The sequence below is a fragment of the Actinospica sp. genome (genome assembly GCF_035552695.1).
Lineage (GTDB): Bacteria > Actinomycetota > Actinomycetes > Streptomycetales > Catenulisporaceae > Actinospica.
Genome location: NZ_DASZKT010000093.1, coordinates 1 through 14,430, shown reverse-complemented (window position 1 = coordinate 14,430; position 14,430 = coordinate 1). Strand labels below are relative to the sequence as shown.

13 protein-coding genes and 1 pseudogene are annotated in these 14,430 nt (G+C 70.7%); 6 read left to right on the top strand and 8 right to left on the bottom strand.

Annotation, left to right across the window (positions count from 1 at the left end; genetic code table 11):
* Positions 1-4 precede the first annotated feature (4 nt).
* Complete coding sequence (locus VG296_RS11645) at positions 5-844, bottom strand: alpha/beta hydrolase (protein ID WP_325565672.1); 840 nt, start codon at positions 842-844, stop codon at positions 5-7.
* Between the two features lie 122 nt (positions 845-966).
* Entirely contained in the window at positions 967-2,403 is a 1,437-nt protein-coding gene (locus tag VG296_RS11640; RefSeq protein ID WP_325565671.1) for an aminotransferase class V-fold PLP-dependent enzyme, read from the bottom strand.
* Between the two features lie 90 nt (positions 2,404-2,493).
* Here VG296_RS11640 and VG296_RS11635 point away from each other — a divergent pair, with 90 nt between their 5' ends.
* Positions 2,494-4,077, top strand: a complete 1,584-nt coding sequence (locus VG296_RS11635; protein WP_325565670.1) for an ATP-binding cassette domain-containing protein — start codon at positions 2,494-2,496, stop codon at positions 4,075-4,077.
* 29 nt (positions 4,078-4,106) lie between these two features.
* Here VG296_RS11635 and VG296_RS11630 read toward each other — a convergent pair whose 3' ends face one another.
* Positions 4,107-4,970: an NAD(P)-dependent oxidoreductase gene (locus VG296_RS11630; protein WP_325565669.1), complete on the bottom strand. Its 864-nt coding sequence runs from the start codon at positions 4,968-4,970 to the stop codon at positions 4,107-4,109.
* A gap of 216 nt (positions 4,971-5,186) precedes the next feature.
* On the opposite strand from VG296_RS11630, the gene VG296_RS11625 reads away from it, so the two are divergent.
* Positions 5,187-6,530 (top strand): 6-phospho-beta-glucosidase, encoded by a 1,344-nt coding sequence (locus tag VG296_RS11625; RefSeq protein WP_325565668.1) that lies wholly within the window; start codon positions 5,187-5,189, stop codon positions 6,528-6,530.
* A 127-nt stretch (positions 6,531-6,657) separates the two neighbouring features.
* Here the strand turns inward: VG296_RS11625 and VG296_RS11620 are convergent, their stop codons facing one another.
* Positions 6,658-7,782, bottom strand: a complete 1,125-nt coding sequence (locus tag VG296_RS11620) for a carbohydrate kinase family protein (RefSeq protein ID WP_414641087.1) — start codon at positions 7,780-7,782, stop codon at positions 6,658-6,660.
* A 79-nt stretch (positions 7,783-7,861) separates the two neighbouring features.
* Between VG296_RS11620 and VG296_RS11615 the strand changes: the two genes are divergently transcribed.
* The 3 genes from VG296_RS11615 (at position 7,862) to VG296_RS11605 (ending at position 10,815) form a co-directional block, all read left to right on the top strand.
* Complete coding sequence (locus VG296_RS11615; protein WP_325565666.1) at positions 7,862-8,635, top strand: DeoR/GlpR family DNA-binding transcription regulator; 774 nt, start codon at positions 7,862-7,864, stop codon at positions 8,633-8,635.
* 173 nt (positions 8,636-8,808) lie between these two features.
* Positions 8,809-9,561: a DUF4239 domain-containing protein gene (locus VG296_RS11610; RefSeq protein ID WP_325565665.1), complete on the top strand. Its 753-nt coding sequence runs from the start codon at positions 8,809-8,811 to the stop codon at positions 9,559-9,561.
* A gap of 102 nt (positions 9,562-9,663) precedes the next feature.
* Positions 9,664-10,815: a hypothetical protein gene (locus tag VG296_RS11605; protein WP_325565664.1), complete on the top strand. Its 1,152-nt coding sequence runs from the start codon at positions 9,664-9,666 to the stop codon at positions 10,813-10,815.
* Between the two features lie 41 nt (positions 10,816-10,856).
* Here the strand turns inward: VG296_RS11605 and VG296_RS11600 are convergent, their stop codons facing one another.
* From VG296_RS11600 to VG296_RS11585, 4 genes are all read right to left on the bottom strand, one after another.
* Positions 10,857-11,705, bottom strand: coding sequence for a bifunctional methylenetetrahydrofolate dehydrogenase/methenyltetrahydrofolate cyclohydrolase (locus tag VG296_RS11600; protein WP_325565663.1), 849 nt, complete (start codon positions 11,703-11,705; stop codon positions 10,857-10,859).
* Positions 11,706-11,757: 52 nt separating this feature from the next.
* Positions 11,758-12,330: a Gfo/Idh/MocA family protein gene (locus VG296_RS11595; RefSeq protein WP_325565778.1), complete on the bottom strand. Its 573-nt coding sequence runs from the start codon at positions 12,328-12,330 to the stop codon at positions 11,758-11,760.
* Positions 12,330-12,635 carry a Gfo/Idh/MocA family protein gene (locus VG296_RS11590; protein ID WP_325565662.1) on the bottom strand — a complete coding sequence of 102 codons (306 nt, stop codon included), beginning with the start codon at positions 12,633-12,635 and terminating at the stop codon, positions 12,330-12,332. The genes VG296_RS11595 and VG296_RS11590 overlap by 1 nt, the downstream gene beginning before the upstream one ends.
* A 120-nt stretch (positions 12,636-12,755) precedes the next feature.
* Positions 12,756-13,046, bottom strand: coding sequence for a hypothetical protein (locus VG296_RS11585; RefSeq protein WP_325565661.1), 291 nt, complete (start codon positions 13,044-13,046; stop codon positions 12,756-12,758).
* Here VG296_RS11585 and VG296_RS32790 point away from each other — a divergent pair.
* Positions 12,954-14,125 (top strand): annotated as a pseudogene (locus tag VG296_RS32790) (lyase family protein); the annotation flags it as partial. The gene VG296_RS11585 and the pseudogene VG296_RS32790 sit on opposite strands and share 93 nt — an antisense overlap.
* Positions 14,126-14,430 lie beyond the last annotated feature (305 nt).

The following is a 14,430-nucleotide window of genomic DNA, read 5'->3' as shown; positions in this document are numbered from 1 at the left end:
CGCGTCAGCTGGTCGCCTCGGCAGCCGCTTCGATGAGTTCGGCGACGATCATCGGGTGGCTGATCATCGCGACGTGGGACGAAGTCGGCACTTCGACGATCTCGCGGGCGTTCGCACGCTGGTACATCCATCGTTCGCACGCCGGCGGGATCGCCTTGTCCCGGCCGGCGACCAGCCCCCAGGCCGGGATCGTCTTCCAGGCGGCGGCCGTGGTCGGGTAGACGAAGGAGTCCGCGTCGAACGGCCGCTGAGTGGCCTGCATGAGTCGGAACGTCGCCGTGGGCACGTCGGCGGCGAAGGCCGCGTGGCCGTCCTGGCTCAGGTAGAGGTCGGTTCCGGTAGTGCCGTCGGGCTTGGTGTAGGGGACCGGCACGCTCACGGCCGCGACTTCGCTGCCCGGGAACTTGGTGATCAGCTCCCCCTGCGTCTCGCCGACATCGGGCACGAACGCGGCGATGTAGACCAGGGCCTTGACGTTGGCCTTTCCGGCAGCGGCGTTGGTGATGACGGTTCCGCCCATGGAGTGTGCGACCAGTACGACCGGCCCGTCGATGGAGTCCAGCAGGCTCCCGATGTAGGGGGCGTCGGTGGGGATACCCCGCAGCGGGTTCGACCCGCAGATCGTGGTGTAGCCCTTGCACTGCAGCTCAGCGATGGTTCCGTTCCAGCACGACGAATCCGCGTAGCCACCGTGCACCAGCACGATCGTCGGCTTCGTCTTCCCACCGCCGCTCGAGTCCGCGGACGCGGCGGCCGTTTCCAACGGACTGGCGACGAGCGCCGCCGACCCAGCCAGCGCCGCACCCGCCGTCAGTACCCGACGGCGGGAAACATCTGTACTCATGGGGGCTCCTTATGTCCGGCACCTGTGACGTACCTGCATGAGGAGGATGTTAAGGACCGTTTCATGTACGTCGCATCCGTCATCTGACGTATACACGTGGCGGTCCCCCCTGGTGCTCGCCCCTAGCAGCGCAGCCTCGGCGCGAGAGAAGTCGCGGAGGCTTCGGCGGGGCGGTTGCGGTACTCGCCCTCGATGAAGGCGAGGAAGCCGTCGAGGTCCTCGGGTGAGGAGGCGATGCCGAGGGAGACGCGTACCGCGCCGCCGGAGGGCATGCCGAGGGCGGCGAGGTAGTCGTCGAGGGTTGCTCCGCCCATCTTGCCGGTAGAGCCGCGGAGCAGGCGGCGGGAGATCTTGAAGGCCTCCTCGCCGGCGCCGGGGTTGCAGAAGCAGCCGGTGCGCAGCGATATGCCGCGGGCGGCGGAGTCGCGGCCGACGGCGCGTTCGTCGACGACGCGGCCGGCGGGGTCGAGGACGTTGAGCGCGACGGTTCCGCCGCGGCGGTCGGTGTCTTCGGGCCCGTAGACCCGGACCAGTGGCGCGCCGTTCGCGTGCCTCAGCCCGCGCAGCCCGTCGAGCAGGCGACCGGTCAGGCCCGCGACGTGCGCGGCGACGGCGGACAGGCCGACGGAGGCGATGTGGTCGAGGCCGGTGGCGACGTCCGGGATGGACAGGAAGTTGAGCGTGCCGTCCTCGAAGGCTGATTCGTCCTCGGCCATCTGGTGCCAGCCGCCCTGCGCGCTGACCACGTGGATCGTGCCACCGGAGAACCACGGCCGGCGCAGCCGGGAGAGCGCTTCCCGGCGTGCTATCAGGCAGCCGACGCCGGTCGGGTAGCCGAAGACCTTGTACCAGCTGGCGGTGACGAAGTCGGCCTTCACCCGCCGCAGGTCGAGCGTCTCGGTCGGCAGGAACGCTGCGGCGTCGAGCAGCACCGCGTAACCCCGCTCGTGCGCCAGGTCGATCCAGTCGAGCGAGTGCCGGACGCCGGTGAAATTGCTCTGCGCCGGATACGCGAGCAGCCCGGCGCGGCCCGCCCGCTTCCCGGCCAGCGCCGAGGCCAGCGCGTCGGCGCCGATCCGCAGGTCCGGGGTGTCGAAGGGCACGTACACGACGTCGGCGCCGCGGGCCCTGGCGAACTCGCGCAGCCCGTTGACCGAGTTGTGGTTGTCCAGCGGCAGCACGAGGCGGCCGCCGCGGCGGAACGGGAAGGCCTCGCCGACCAGACGGCAGGCGCCGGTGGCGTTCGGGGTGAAGATGACCGCGTACTCGGCCGGATCGGCGCCGAGGTGCTCGAGCACCCGGGCCCGGGTGCTCTCGACCAGCTCCGTGGACGCCGACGAGGTCGGGTTCTCAGAGTGCGGATTCCCGTAGCAGCCCGCGGTGATCCGGTCCTGGTGCGCGACGAGCTGGGAGCGGGCGGGCAGGCCGGCGCCGGTGTAGTCGAGGTAGATGTGCCCCTGATCGTCGAGATACGCGTACTCGTCGGCGCGCAGCCGGGCGAAGCGCTCGGGGGTCGAACGTAGTCCGTAGCCTGTTGATTTCTCCGTGCCACTGCCCATACGGGAGCTCCCGCCGATCTTCACGCGGAATCGCCTCTTGCCTATAGTGTGAGCTGGTTTGTCAGAGTACGAAAGGTGGGTGGCGCCGGTATGGGCGCACTGGGCCTGCGAATCGAGGCGCGCGGACTGGTCGCGCGACGGTCCGACGGTCGGACCTTGCTGCACGGCGTGGACGTCGACGTGCCGCCGGGCGCGGTGCTCGCGATCGCCGGACCGAGCGGGGCCGGAAAGACCACCCTGCTCGGCGAACTGGCGGCCGGGCACCCGGCCGGCAGCATCGGCTTCGTGCCGCAGGACGACATCGTCCACCTTGATCTTGCCCTCTCCAGGACCCTGATATACGCGGCGCGGCTGAGACTTCCGCGGAATTCCACGCGGGAGCAGGTGACGGCGGCCGTCGCCCGGGTGCTGGCCGCGCTCGGACTCGAGGCGCTGGCCGACCGGCGGGTCGGTTCGTTGTCCGGCGGCGAACGTAAGCGCGCGAGCATCGCCGTCGAATTGCTGACCCAGCCACGCGCGCTGTTCCTCGACGAGCCGACATCAGGGCTCGATCCCGCGGCGGGCGCTCGGCTGATGGCGCTGCTGTGTGAGCTGGCCCGCGGCGGCACGACCGTCGTGCTGACCACGCACAATCCGGCCGACCTCGCGCACGCCGACGCGGTCGCGTTCCTCGCCGCCGGCAAGCTGCTCTACCGCGGCGAGCCAGGGAGACTTGCGGCGGCGTTCGAGGTCGCGAGTATCGAAGAGGTCTACGGCATCGACCCCGCCGACGTGCCGTCCGCGCCCTCCCTGCCGCCCGCGAGCGCCGCCGAGGCCGCGCCCGCCGCGCGGCCCGGATCCGAAGCGCCCGGCGCGCTCCGGCAATGGTGGCTGCTGACCCAGCGCTCCGCGGCGATCCTGACCCGCAACCGGCTGTCCGCCGCGGTCGTCGTCGGCTCGCCGGTCATGATCGCCGCGATGTTCGCGATGCTCTTCCGCCCGCACGCCTTCGACCCCGCGAACGACAATCCGGGCAGCTCGGCGATGATCATGTTCTGGATCGCGTTCGGCGGGTTCTTCTTCGGGCTGACCTACGGGCTGCTGCAGATCTGCGCCGAGCTGGCGATCGTGCGCCGGGAACGGCGTACCGTGCTGCGCCTCGGACCGTATCTGGCCTCGAAGATCGCCCTCCTGCTGCCGGTACTGGCCGCCGCCGACGCCCTGCTGCTGGCGGTGCTGCGGGCCACGGACCGTCTCCCGGCGGCGTCCGCGAGCGTCTACGGATCCTTATTCCTGACGACGGTGCTCGCCTCGGCCGCCGCGCTCACCCTGGGCCTGCTCGCCTCCGCGGCCGTCTCCGAGCCGAGTCAGGCCACGTTGATGCTCCCGCTGCTGTGCTTCCCGCAGGTGCTGTTCTCCGGCGCGTTCGTGCCCGTGCCGCAGATGGGCGTCGTCGGGTCCGCGATCAGCTGGGCGATGACGAACCGCTGGGCCTACGAGGCGCTGGGCCGCGGGATCGGCCTCGACGCCCTGTGGGCGCACGGCACCTCCCCGCTCGGCCCGCCGCTGCTCGCCTCGTACGGCAACACCTTCACCGGCTCCGCGACGGAGGGCTGGGCATGGCTCGGCGGCTTCGCCCTGCTCTTCCTGGCCGCCGCCTGGTACGTCCTCGCCCGCAAGTGCCGAGCACGCTGAACCGCTAGCAGCCAGCGGCCGGCGAACCCTCAGGCCTGCGCGTGGTTCCGCCAGGTGTGCTGCGGCTTGTACCCCAGCAGGCGGCGCGCCTTCTCGATCGACAGCAGCGTCTCGTGCTCGCCGACCGGCCGCTTGAACTCGACGTCGGGGAAGACCCGCGCCGCCAACGCGCTCGTCGGCGTGCTCATGACCGTGTCCGGGCTGGCGATGATGAACACCTCGACGCCCGGCGTCTCGTACTCGAGGCCGAGGCGCACGGCCTGGGCCGCGTCCCGGGCGTCGATGTACGACCACAGATTCCACTTCCGCAGCGTCGGATCGGCCTCGAAGCCCGGGAACGCGGCGTAGTCCTCGACGTTCATCACGTTGGAGAACCGCAGCCCGACCAGCTTCATCTCCGGCTCCCAGCGCGCGTACTGCGCGGCCAGCGTCTCCTCGAGGTGCTTGACCAGCGAGTAAGCGCTCTCCGGCCGGGCCGGGTACTCCTCGTCCACGGGGAGATACGGCGGCGGCGTGTCGAACGGCAGCCCGAGCACCGTCTCGCTCGACGCCCACACGAGGTTGCGGATCCCGGCGGCCCGGGCCGCGGCGAAGACGTTGAACGAGGAGGTGATGTTGTTCGCGAAGGTCGCCGAGTTCGTCAGCAGCCCGGGCGCCGGGATCGCGGCCAGGTGCACGACCGCGTCGACGCCGTGATGCCGGTCGTCGATCGCGGTGAAGGCCTCGATCGTCTGGCCGTAGTCCGTCAGATCGACCCGGGTGAACGGGCAGACCTGCTCGCTCGGCGGCGTCCGGTCGAGCGCGATGACCTCCCAACCGTGGTCGAGCAGTTCCCCGACGACCGCGCGGCCGAGCTTCCCGCTCGATCCCGTGACGGCGACACGTGCAGCCATGCTCTTCGTCCTCCAGAGTTCCGGCGAGCTCCCGACGAGTTCCGCGGGTTCCTTGATCTAGTCCGCAGTGCCTCATCCCCATTCTCGCTCGCTCTAGCCGTCAGCCGCGCAACAGCCCTCAGCCGCGCAGCGCATGAGATTGCGGCAAGATGTTCGACTCTGACAAGATTCCTTCATATGTTCGCGCGACTGTGACTAGGTTTGAAGAGTGGCGACATGAGACTCACGATCCTCGGCGGAGGCGGATTCCGCGTTCCGCTCGTCTACCGCGCACTCCTCGACGACCACGCCGAGGGCCGGGTCACGCACGTCACGCTGCACGACCTCGACGCAGGCCGGCTGGCCGCGATCGCTCGGGTACTCAAGGAGCAGGCGGCCGACGTACCGGACGCGCCAGAGGTGACCGTCACGACGGACCTGGAGACCGCTCTCACGAAGGCCGACTTCGTCTTCAGCGCCGTGCGCGTGCGCGGCCTCGAGGGCCGGGCGACCGACGAGCGGGTCGCCCTCGACGAGGGCGTGCTCGGCCAGGAGACCGTCGGCGCCGGCGGCATCTCCTACGGCCTGCGCACGATCCCGGTGATGACCCGGGTCGCGCGCCGCGTCGCCGAACTGGCCCCGGAGGCCTGGGTCATCAACTTCACCAACCCCGCCGGGATGGTCACCGAGGCGATGGCCGCCCACCTCGGCGACCGCGTCATCGGCATCTGCGACTCCCCTGTCGGTCTCGGTCGCCGGGTGGCCGGAGCCCTCGGCGTCGACCCGTCCGAGGCACGGCTCGACTACGCGGGCCTGAACCACCTCGGCTGGCTGCGCGGCCTGCACGTGGGCGGCCGCGACCAGCTTCCCCGGCTGTTCGAGGACGAGAGAGCACTGGCCTCCTTCGAGGAGGGGCGTCTCTTCGGCACCGACTGGCTGCGCTCGCTCGGCGCGATCCCGAACGAATACCTGCATTACTACTACTTCAACCGCGAAACGGTCGGCGCCGCGCGCACCGCCGCCAAGACCCGCGGCGCCTTCCTGCTCGACCAGCAGCGCGGCTTCTACGACCGGCTCGCCGCCGACCTGGACGGTTCCGCGTTCGCCGCGTGGGACCGGACCCGGCTGGAGCGGGAGGAGACGTACATGGCGGAGAACCGCGAGGCGGTCGACGCCGGCGAGCGCGATTCCTGCGACCTTCAGTCCGGCGGCTACGAGCAGGTCGCGCTGAGCCTGATGCGCGCGATCGCGAGGGACGAGCGCACGACCCTGATCCTTAACGTGCGCAACCGAGGCGTGCTCGGCGTACTCGACGCGGACGCCATCGTCGAAGTACCCTGCCACGTGGACGCGAACGGCCCGCGCCCGCTCGCCACCGATCCACTCACCGGCCACGCCGCTGGACTGGTCTGCGCGGTCAAGGCGGTGGAACGCGACGTGATCGCCGCAGCCGCCGGCGGTTCGCGGACGCTGGCCGTGCGCGCACTGGCCACGCACCCGCTCGTCGACTCCGTGAACGTCGCCCGCCGCCTGTTCGAGGGCTACCAGCAGCGCATTCCCGACCTGGCCTACCTGCGATAACACAACCACCACAACCTCGCCGCCCGCACTGAGACCCCTTTCGCACCACCGTCTCGTCGAACTTCGGTGGGCCTGTTATCCATGGTCGTGGGGCTTGCGCCGGACCTGACTGCGGCTCAGATCTGCGTCACGCCAAGCCCTGCATCACGCCGAGCGTTGCGGAGGCGTGACGGACCTCGGCGGTGATGTCTTCCGGGATCACGTCGTCGAGGAACGAGTAGGCGGCGCGGAGGGCGGCCGCATCGCTGTCGCTTCCGTGGCTTCGCTCGCTCCCGTCACTCCCCTCGCGCAGCGCGCGCCACCAGCGGGCCACTCCGGACCAGCCGGGGGCGGCGAGCGCACCGCCGAACTGCTGGACCGCCAGCGCCGCGCCGAGGTTGGCGAAGCGCAGCCGGTCCACGAGCGGCCATCCGGCGAGTGTGGCGGCGACGAATCCGGCACCGAAGACGTCGCCGGCGCCGGTCGCGTCGAGCACGTCGGCGACGAGGCCGGGCACGGAGGCGCTCTCCCCGGTGGTCGCGTCGGCGGCGATCACGCCGTCCCCGCCGCGGGTGATGACGGCGACGGGGACGAGGTCGCCGAGCTTAGAAAGCGCTCTTTCCGGGCTGTCGGTGCGGGTGTACGCCATCGCCTCTGCGGCGTTGGGCATGAAGGCGTGGCACATCGGCAACTGCTTGAGGATCTCGTCGGCCGAGCGGTCCGCCTCGTCCCATCCGGCGTCGGCGAAGACCAGCGTGCCCTGCGCGTGCGCCCGCTCGAGCCACGCCTGCCGGTGCGGGCCGAGGTGCGCGACCGTGACGCGGCTGGCGGGCGGATCGCCGATCAGTTCGTCGGCGCTCACCGGCGGTTGATGCCCGTGCGTCACCATGGCGCGGTCATGGTCATAGGCGAGCGAGACGGTGACCGGCGAATGCCAGTCGGAGAAGCGCCGGGAGTGCGAGAGGTCCACGCCCTCCTGCTCGGTGAGCACCTGCCAGCAGTACGCGCCGTACGCGTCGTCGCCGAAGGCTGAGGCCAGCGACGTGCGCAGGCCGAGGCGGCTGAGTGCGACCGCGAAGTTCGCGATGCCGCCCGGCCCGGAGCCCATGCCGCGGGTCCACACCTCGACACCCGGGCGCGGCGGCTGGTCCAGCCCGGTGAATACGATGTCGAAGAACAGCAGGCCGGCGAGGAAGACGTCGAAGGGCTCCGTTGGATCTATTGCCGGCTCCAGCGGCACGGGGCGCTCCACACTGCCCTCCCTTCGCGGCATTTGAAGTCGGGCAATCCTAGCAAAAGCCGATCATATTTGAGTAGGATCCTGCACAGGATTGAAAGGGTATTCTCCCAGCATGCTTCCGGAACGTCGGCACCAGCTGATTCTCCGCGCGCTGCGCGAGGACGGACCGTCCACCATCGTCGCACTCGCGGAGCGGCTCGGCGTGAGCGCGGCGACCGTGCGCCGCGACCTGGTCCGCCTCGACGAGGAGGGCCTGCTGACGCGGGTGTACGGCGGCGCGTCGCCCGTCTCGGACAGGGACGAGCCGTTCACCGACGTGGCCACGGTCCGGGTCGAGGAGAAGGACGCCGTGGCCGCGCGCGCGGCCGCCCTGGTCAAGGACGGCGAGACGGTGCTGCTGGACATCGGCACCACCGCGCATCGGTTGGCCCGGCGGCTGCACGGCCGGAATCTGACGGTGGTGACCAGCAACATGGCCGTGTACGAGGAGCTGGCCGACGACGCGGGCATCGAACTCGTGCTGCTCGGCGGGATGCTGCGTCGCGAGTACCGGTCCTTGGTCGGCTTCCTGACCGAGGACAACCTGCGACAGGTGCACGCCGATCACCTGTTCCTCGGCACGAGCGGTGTGCGCCCGGACGGACGGGTGATGGACACGACCGTCGTCGAGGTTCCGGTGAAGCGCGCCATGATCGCGGCCAGCGACCGGGTCGTCCTGCTCGCCGATTCGGCGAAGTTCCCGGGGACCGGCGTCGCCACGGTCTGCGGACCCGACGCGCTGAACACCGTCGTCACCGACGCCCCGGTCGACGAACGGACCGCCGCCGCGTTGGGCGAGGCGGGCGTGGCCATCGTGCGGGCCACCGCGGCCGCGCTGGTGGACTGAGCCGAAAACGGGCCGATCCGCTGACGTACGCGCATGCGGCTTCCGCGGCATTCGGAGGTGCGCCGAACGGGTGGTTGTGCCGCGGACGTCGCTCGTCCGGGTCAGCACACCGCGTCGCGGAACAGGGCCGTGAGTCACAGTGGCCGTGGGCGAGCGGTGGAAGGAGCCGTGGAATGACGATGATATGGGTCGTCCTCGGCGTGGCGATGCTGGCGATCCTCGCGCACGTGATCGTGGCGCGTCGCGCGGCCGGCGCCGAGGAGCACGCGCACCACGAGGCCGCCGCGACGGACTACGTGAACTTGCTGGTCTCCGCCGTCTACCTGTTACTCGTCGCGTTCATCATCGTGGTGCTCTGGCAGCGGCAGGAGGACATCAGCTCGGACGTGCGCTCCGAGGCCTCCGATCTCGGCCAGCTGACCTGGATCGCGCACCGGCTGCCCGGATCCGACCACACCATGCTGCACTCTGCGGTACAGGACTACACGACGGCCGTGCTGGCGCACGAGTGGCCGGCGAGCAGTGCCTCGGACACGGCGCCCGCGTGGCAGGCGTCGCAGAACGCGATCTCGCATCTCGCCACGACGTTCAGCCTCGACCAGCAGACGACCTTGCGCGACGAGGCGATCTCGCTGGTGGCCGATGTGCAGCAGAACCGGTCGGACCGGCTCGCGAAGTCCGCCGAGGGCCTGCCGGGGCCGCTGCTCGCGACGTTCGCCATCGTCTCGGCGGCCACGGTGCTGCTGCCCTACCTGCTCAGGCCCCGGATCCGCGCGCACAGCGTGATCGGTCTGACGATCTCGGTCGGCCTCGTCGTCGCGTCGGCGTGGCTCGTGCTGGACCTGCTCCATCCGTACGACGGGCTGCTCGCGGTCAGCCCCGAGCCGCTGCGCAGCGTGCTGGCGCAGCTGACCATCGTGTCCTGACAATGCTCCAGACGGATGATCACACCCTCCGCGGAGAGTGTCGGACCGCTCGCCGTGACCGAGTCCTGCTAGATCTTGACCGTGATGATGGCCGCTGCTGCTGTGCATGCGACCGTGCCGCGAGACGGCGGCGCGGGACCGCACTCGCTGAGCCTGAGCGTCGCGACCGACACGCTCCCGGGCACCACGGCCACGCGCTACCACGTGCCCGCCACCGCGCCGGTCGTCGTTCGGTACACGCTGGTGAACTCGAGCGAAGCCGGCATTCTGAACTTGCACGTGAACGATCCGGACGTCCCGTCAGCCGCGATCTCCTGCGCCGGCGGCACGGCACTCCTGCCGCCGCTCGCCACGCGCCAGTGCACGGCGACGGTCCCGGCCGCCGACGGCAGCCGCGTGCGCACGGTGCACGCCACGGGCACGCTCGCCTGGTTCGGCACGCAGGCCTCGGCGAGCGCGTCGACCGGCTACGTCGGGTATCAGGCCGCGTTGACCGTGCACGAACTGGTGGCGGGCGCCAGCACCGACCCGGGGAAGCCGGACACGCTCGCCGTCGGGGCGCCCGTGCAGATCAGTTATCAGATCACGAACACCGGCGACGTACCGCTCGGCGGACTCACGCTGCACAGCACCCTGGACGGCGCGGGTTGCACTGATGTCTCGGCCGGAACCGAACTGCCGCCCGGCGGCCAACTCGTCTGCACCCTCGCGCCAAGCGCCGCGAACGGACTGCACGTCGACAACGTCGTGGCCAGCGCCGCACCCCAAATCACGGTGCTCGGCGGCGACGGCGGGCTCGCGGCCGCGCCGTCCGTCGAGTCGAGCGCTCAGGGGGCTTACCTGGGGCTGAGTCAGAGCAATGTGGCCGCGCACGGAGTGCGGAGCGGCGGTGCTTCCGGCGATGGCACGTCCCACGGGAGCGGAAGCCGAGGCGGAGGCGGAGGCAGCCATGGCGCGGGTTCCGGTAGCAGCGGTAGCAGCGGTGGCCACGGCGGCAACTCCGGCGCGACATCCTCGAACTCGAATGCGAATGCGAACTCGAACGCGGCGAACTCGAACCCGGCTCAGCCGCAGTCCGGCCTCGCGCTGAACGGCGGCGGACCGGGCGCCCCGAGTGCGCACAGCGGAGCGGGCTTCCCGATGCTGCTGAAGCGGGCCCGCCACTCGCTGCCGTGGCTGATGATGATCTTCCTGGTGGTCTTCGTGCCGGTCGTCGTCCGCCTCGCCCGCGCGAACAGGTCCTCCGACCGCTGAGCCACGCCGAACGGACTCCGGACTCGGACTCCGGACTCGGCCTACGAGCGCTCGGCGGACTCGACGATGTTCGTCAGCAGCATCGCGCGGGTCATCGGCCCCACGCCGCCGACGGCCGGGGACATCGCGCCCGCGACCCCGGCCACGTCCGGGTGCACGTCGCCGAGGATACCCTCGACCGTCCGGGTGAGGCCGACCGAGAGCACGGTCGCGCCGGGCTTGATCCAATCCGGCCTGACCAGGTGCGCCACACCCGCGGCCGCGACGACCACGTCCGCGACCCGGGCGTGCGCCGCGACGTCCTGGGTGGCCTCGTGGCACAGGGTCACAGTGGCGTGCTCGGTGGGGCGGGTCAGCATCAGACTGAGCGGGCGGCCGACGGTGATGCCGCAGCCGATGATGCAGAACTGGCGGCCGGTGATCGGCACGTCGTTGCGGCGCAGCAGGTCGATGATGCCGCGCGGGGTGCACGGCAGCGGTGCGTCCGCGACGAGCACGAGGCGGCCGAGGTTCGTCGGGTGCAGGCCGTCGGCGTCCTTGACGGGGTCGATCAGGTCGAGCACCGCGTGCATGTCGATGTGCGGCGGCAGCGGCAGCTGCACGATGAAACCGGTGCACCCGGGGTCTGCGTTCAGCCGCAGCACGGCCGCCTCGACGTCGGCCTGCGAGGCGTCGGCGGGCAGCTCGATACGGATGGAGGCTATGCCGACCTGCTGGCAGTCGCGATGCTTACCCGCGACGTAGGAGCGGCTGCCCGGGTCCTCGCCGACCAGGATCGTGCCGAGGCCGGGCTCGATGCCGCGGGCCTTGAGCGCCTCGACCCGCACCGCGAGCTCGCGCTTGATGTCGGCCGCTGCGGCCTTGCCGTCCAGGAGTGTCGCGGTCTTCATAGACACGATCTTCCCATGAGACCGCGACAGCCCCGAACTCGAACAGCGAGAGCTAGAGCGAGACGGGCCGCACCTGCGCCGCGGACTCGAACAGCGCCTCTATCGCGCGCGCCTGGTTCACCGCGTCGGTTCGGCCGAAGGGCAGCGAGCCGCCGGTGGCCACGGCCGTGGAGAAGGCGTCGAAAGGGTAGCGCGCGACGGCGTACGGGGCGCGGATGCCGAGCTTGTCCTCCGGGTCGACCGGGATGAGCTCGCTCTCCGGCTCGCCGTGCGGCGGCGGGCCCTGCAGGCTCAGCTCCACGCTGTCGGGCCGGTGGAACCACGGGTCCTCGACGACGAGCCGGCCCTTGGTGCCGACGATCTGCAGGTCGTCGCCGCGGGCGACCTCTGGCCAGGCCTCGAACTGGGCGAGCACGCCGTCGGCCAGCCGCAGCGTGGCCGTGAAGCTCACGTCCTCGCCGCCCGCGCCGAGCACCTGCTCGGCGTAGACCCGCTCCGGGGCGCCGCCGTACAGCAGCGCCGCGCTGAGCGGGAAGACGCCGAGGTCGAGCAGCGCGCCGCCGCCGGTGGCCTTGTCGCGGCGGTAGAAGCCGGGCGGGACGGTGGCGGTGCAGCCGGCGTAGATTACCTCAGCTTGCCGATGCGTCTCTCGGTGACGAGGTCGCGCAGCAGCTGGGTGCGCGGGTGGTACTGGTAGAGCAGCGCCTCGGCGGCGTCGAACACCCGGTTCGCGTCGGCGGCGGTCAGCGCGAGCGGCTTCTCGACGAGCACGTGCTTGCCGGCCTGGAGCGCCTTGACCGCCCACTCGGCGTGCTTGTTCGGCGTCAGCGCGATGAACACCGCGTCGATGTCGTCCGAGGCCAGCTGGCTCCTCGTAGGTGTCGAAGTTCTTCGGCAGACCGTAGCCGTCGGTGTGCGCGCGCGAGTCACGTCCGTCGGCGTTCGCCAGCGCGGTGAACTCGGCGGTGGCCGACTGCGCGTTCGCGAGCACGGCGACGTCGGCGTACGACGCGGACGCCAGCACTCCCCAGCGGACCTTCTGGACAGATCTCATACTCCTTCGGTGGTGACCGGCAGGTCCGGCACGTCCTCGAGCGTGATGCCGTAGGTGTCCTCGAAGACCTTGAGGATCTCGGCGTCGTCGGTCAGCACCCGGGAGGAGACGCGCTCGCCGTCGGCGTACTCGGTCAGCACCCGGGTGAACATGGAGATCCGGCCGTTGTCGGTGACGATCGAGGCCCACAACTGGCCCGCGAGACCGCCAACCCCGTCGTCGGCCTCATCCGTGCCTTCACCGAGGTCGTAGCGCGGGACGGCGCCGCCGCGGCCGAATACGTCCACCGCGCCTCCGCGAGCCAAGACGTCTTCGCCACCGCCGAGATGCTGATCGCCGCGAGGACGCTGCGCCTGATCACCTCAGACCTCGAACGCTCAATCGCCGCCCTCGCAGAGCTCGCCGAACAGCACCGCGACACTTTGACGCCCGGCCGCACCCTCGCCCTGCACGCGGTGCCAACCACCTTCAGCCTCAAGCCGCCGGCTGGCGCCAACTCCTCCAGGACGCCCACACGCGGCTCGAACGGTCGCAGCCAGCCTCCCCGTCTCCCTGGGCGACGCAGCGGGCACCCTCTCCGGCTACCTAGAGATCGCCCGCATCGACGGCTACTTCCCCAGCCCCGCCAAGGTCTCCGACGACGACGTATCAGAGTACATAAATCGACTAACCCAAGCCTTTGCCAGAGAGACCGCCCTAGCCGTCCCCCAGCTCCCGTGGCACACGCTCCGTACCCCCTCGCCGACCTAGGCAGCGCACTGTCATTCGCCGCGGGCGCCCTCGGCAAGCTCGCGATCGACGTGCATGTACTAACCCGCACCGAAGTCGCCGAGGTCGCCGAACCCGGCCCCAACACCCGCGGCATCTCCTCCGCGATGCCGCAGAAGCGCACCCCCGCCCTCAGTACCCTCATAAGGTCCGCCGCGCTCCAGGTCCCGGCCCTGGCCGTCGGCCTCACCCAGTCCCTACTCGCCGAGGACGAGCGCTCCGCCGACGGCTGGCAGTCCGAATGGCTGCTGCTCGCGAATGCCTCCGCCTCGTCGGCGGCACCGCCCACACCGCCGTCGAACTAACCCTCGGCCTGCGCGTCCAACCCGACCGCATGCGCGCGAACCTGCGCCTCACCGACGGCCAAATCGTCGCCGAACGCCTCGCAGCCGTGCTCACGCCCGTCCTAGGCAAGGCCGAGGCCCGCAAGCTCCTCATCGCCGCCACCACCACCGAAGTCCGCCGCACCGGCGCCCCCTTCAGCACCGTCCCAGCCGAAGCCGAAGTCATGGACCTCGCCGAACTAGACGCCCTCTGCGACCCCACCACCTACACCGCCGCCCCCGCCCTAGTCGACCGCGCCCTGATGCCCCGCTAGAGCTTCCGCTTAGGCGGGTCGGGTCTGCGATGTAGTCATCGCTTCGCGTGAAGAAATTCGCCGCTTCGCGACGGTGACGATGAGGCGCCGCCCGATTCGCGCTGTGCTGGCTTCGTGTCGGCGTCCTTACGCTGCGCCTGGCTCGGTGTGCGTCAAAGTCAAGGTCAAGTGCGCCTCCGGCGGGCCGGCTCAGAGAGCAGGGGGGTTGGTTGGTCGGGCTGGGGTTTGGTTGCTGGTGGGGTGGGGCCGGTTGGGGTGCTCTCCTCGCCTGGCACCGGAGGCAACCAGGAACCTGACGGGGGTGC

What these genes read in the sequence shown, in the direction of transcription:
- VG296_RS11645 (WP_325565672.1), bottom strand. Translation starts at nt 844, where the DNA reads ATGAGTACAGATGTTTCCCGCCGTCGGGTACTGACGGCGGGTGCGGCG.
- VG296_RS11640 (WP_325565671.1), bottom strand. Translation starts at nt 2,403, where the DNA reads ATGGGCAGTGGCACGGAGAAATCAACAGGCTACGGACTACGTTCGACC.
- VG296_RS11635 (WP_325565670.1), top strand. Translation starts at nt 2,494, where the DNA reads ATGGGCGCACTGGGCCTGCGAATCGAGGCGCGCGGACTGGTCGCGCGA.
- VG296_RS11630 (WP_325565669.1), bottom strand. Translation starts at nt 4,970, where the DNA reads ATGGCTGCACGTGTCGCCGTCACGGGATCGAGCGGGAAGCTCGGCCGC.
- VG296_RS11625 (WP_325565668.1), top strand. Translation starts at nt 5,187, where the DNA reads ATGAGACTCACGATCCTCGGCGGAGGCGGATTCCGCGTTCCGCTCGTC.
- VG296_RS11620 (WP_414641087.1), bottom strand. Translation starts at nt 7,782, where the DNA reads ATGCCGCGAAGGGAGGGCAGTGTGGAGCGCCCCGTGCCGCTGGAGCCG.
- VG296_RS11615 (WP_325565666.1), top strand. Translation starts at nt 7,862, where the DNA reads ATGCTTCCGGAACGTCGGCACCAGCTGATTCTCCGCGCGCTGCGCGAG.
- VG296_RS11610 (WP_325565665.1), top strand. Translation starts at nt 8,809, where the DNA reads ATGACGATGATATGGGTCGTCCTCGGCGTGGCGATGCTGGCGATCCTC.
- VG296_RS11600 (WP_325565663.1), bottom strand. Translation starts at nt 11,705, where the DNA reads ATGAAGACCGCGACACTCCTGGACGGCAAGGCCGCAGCGGCCGACATC.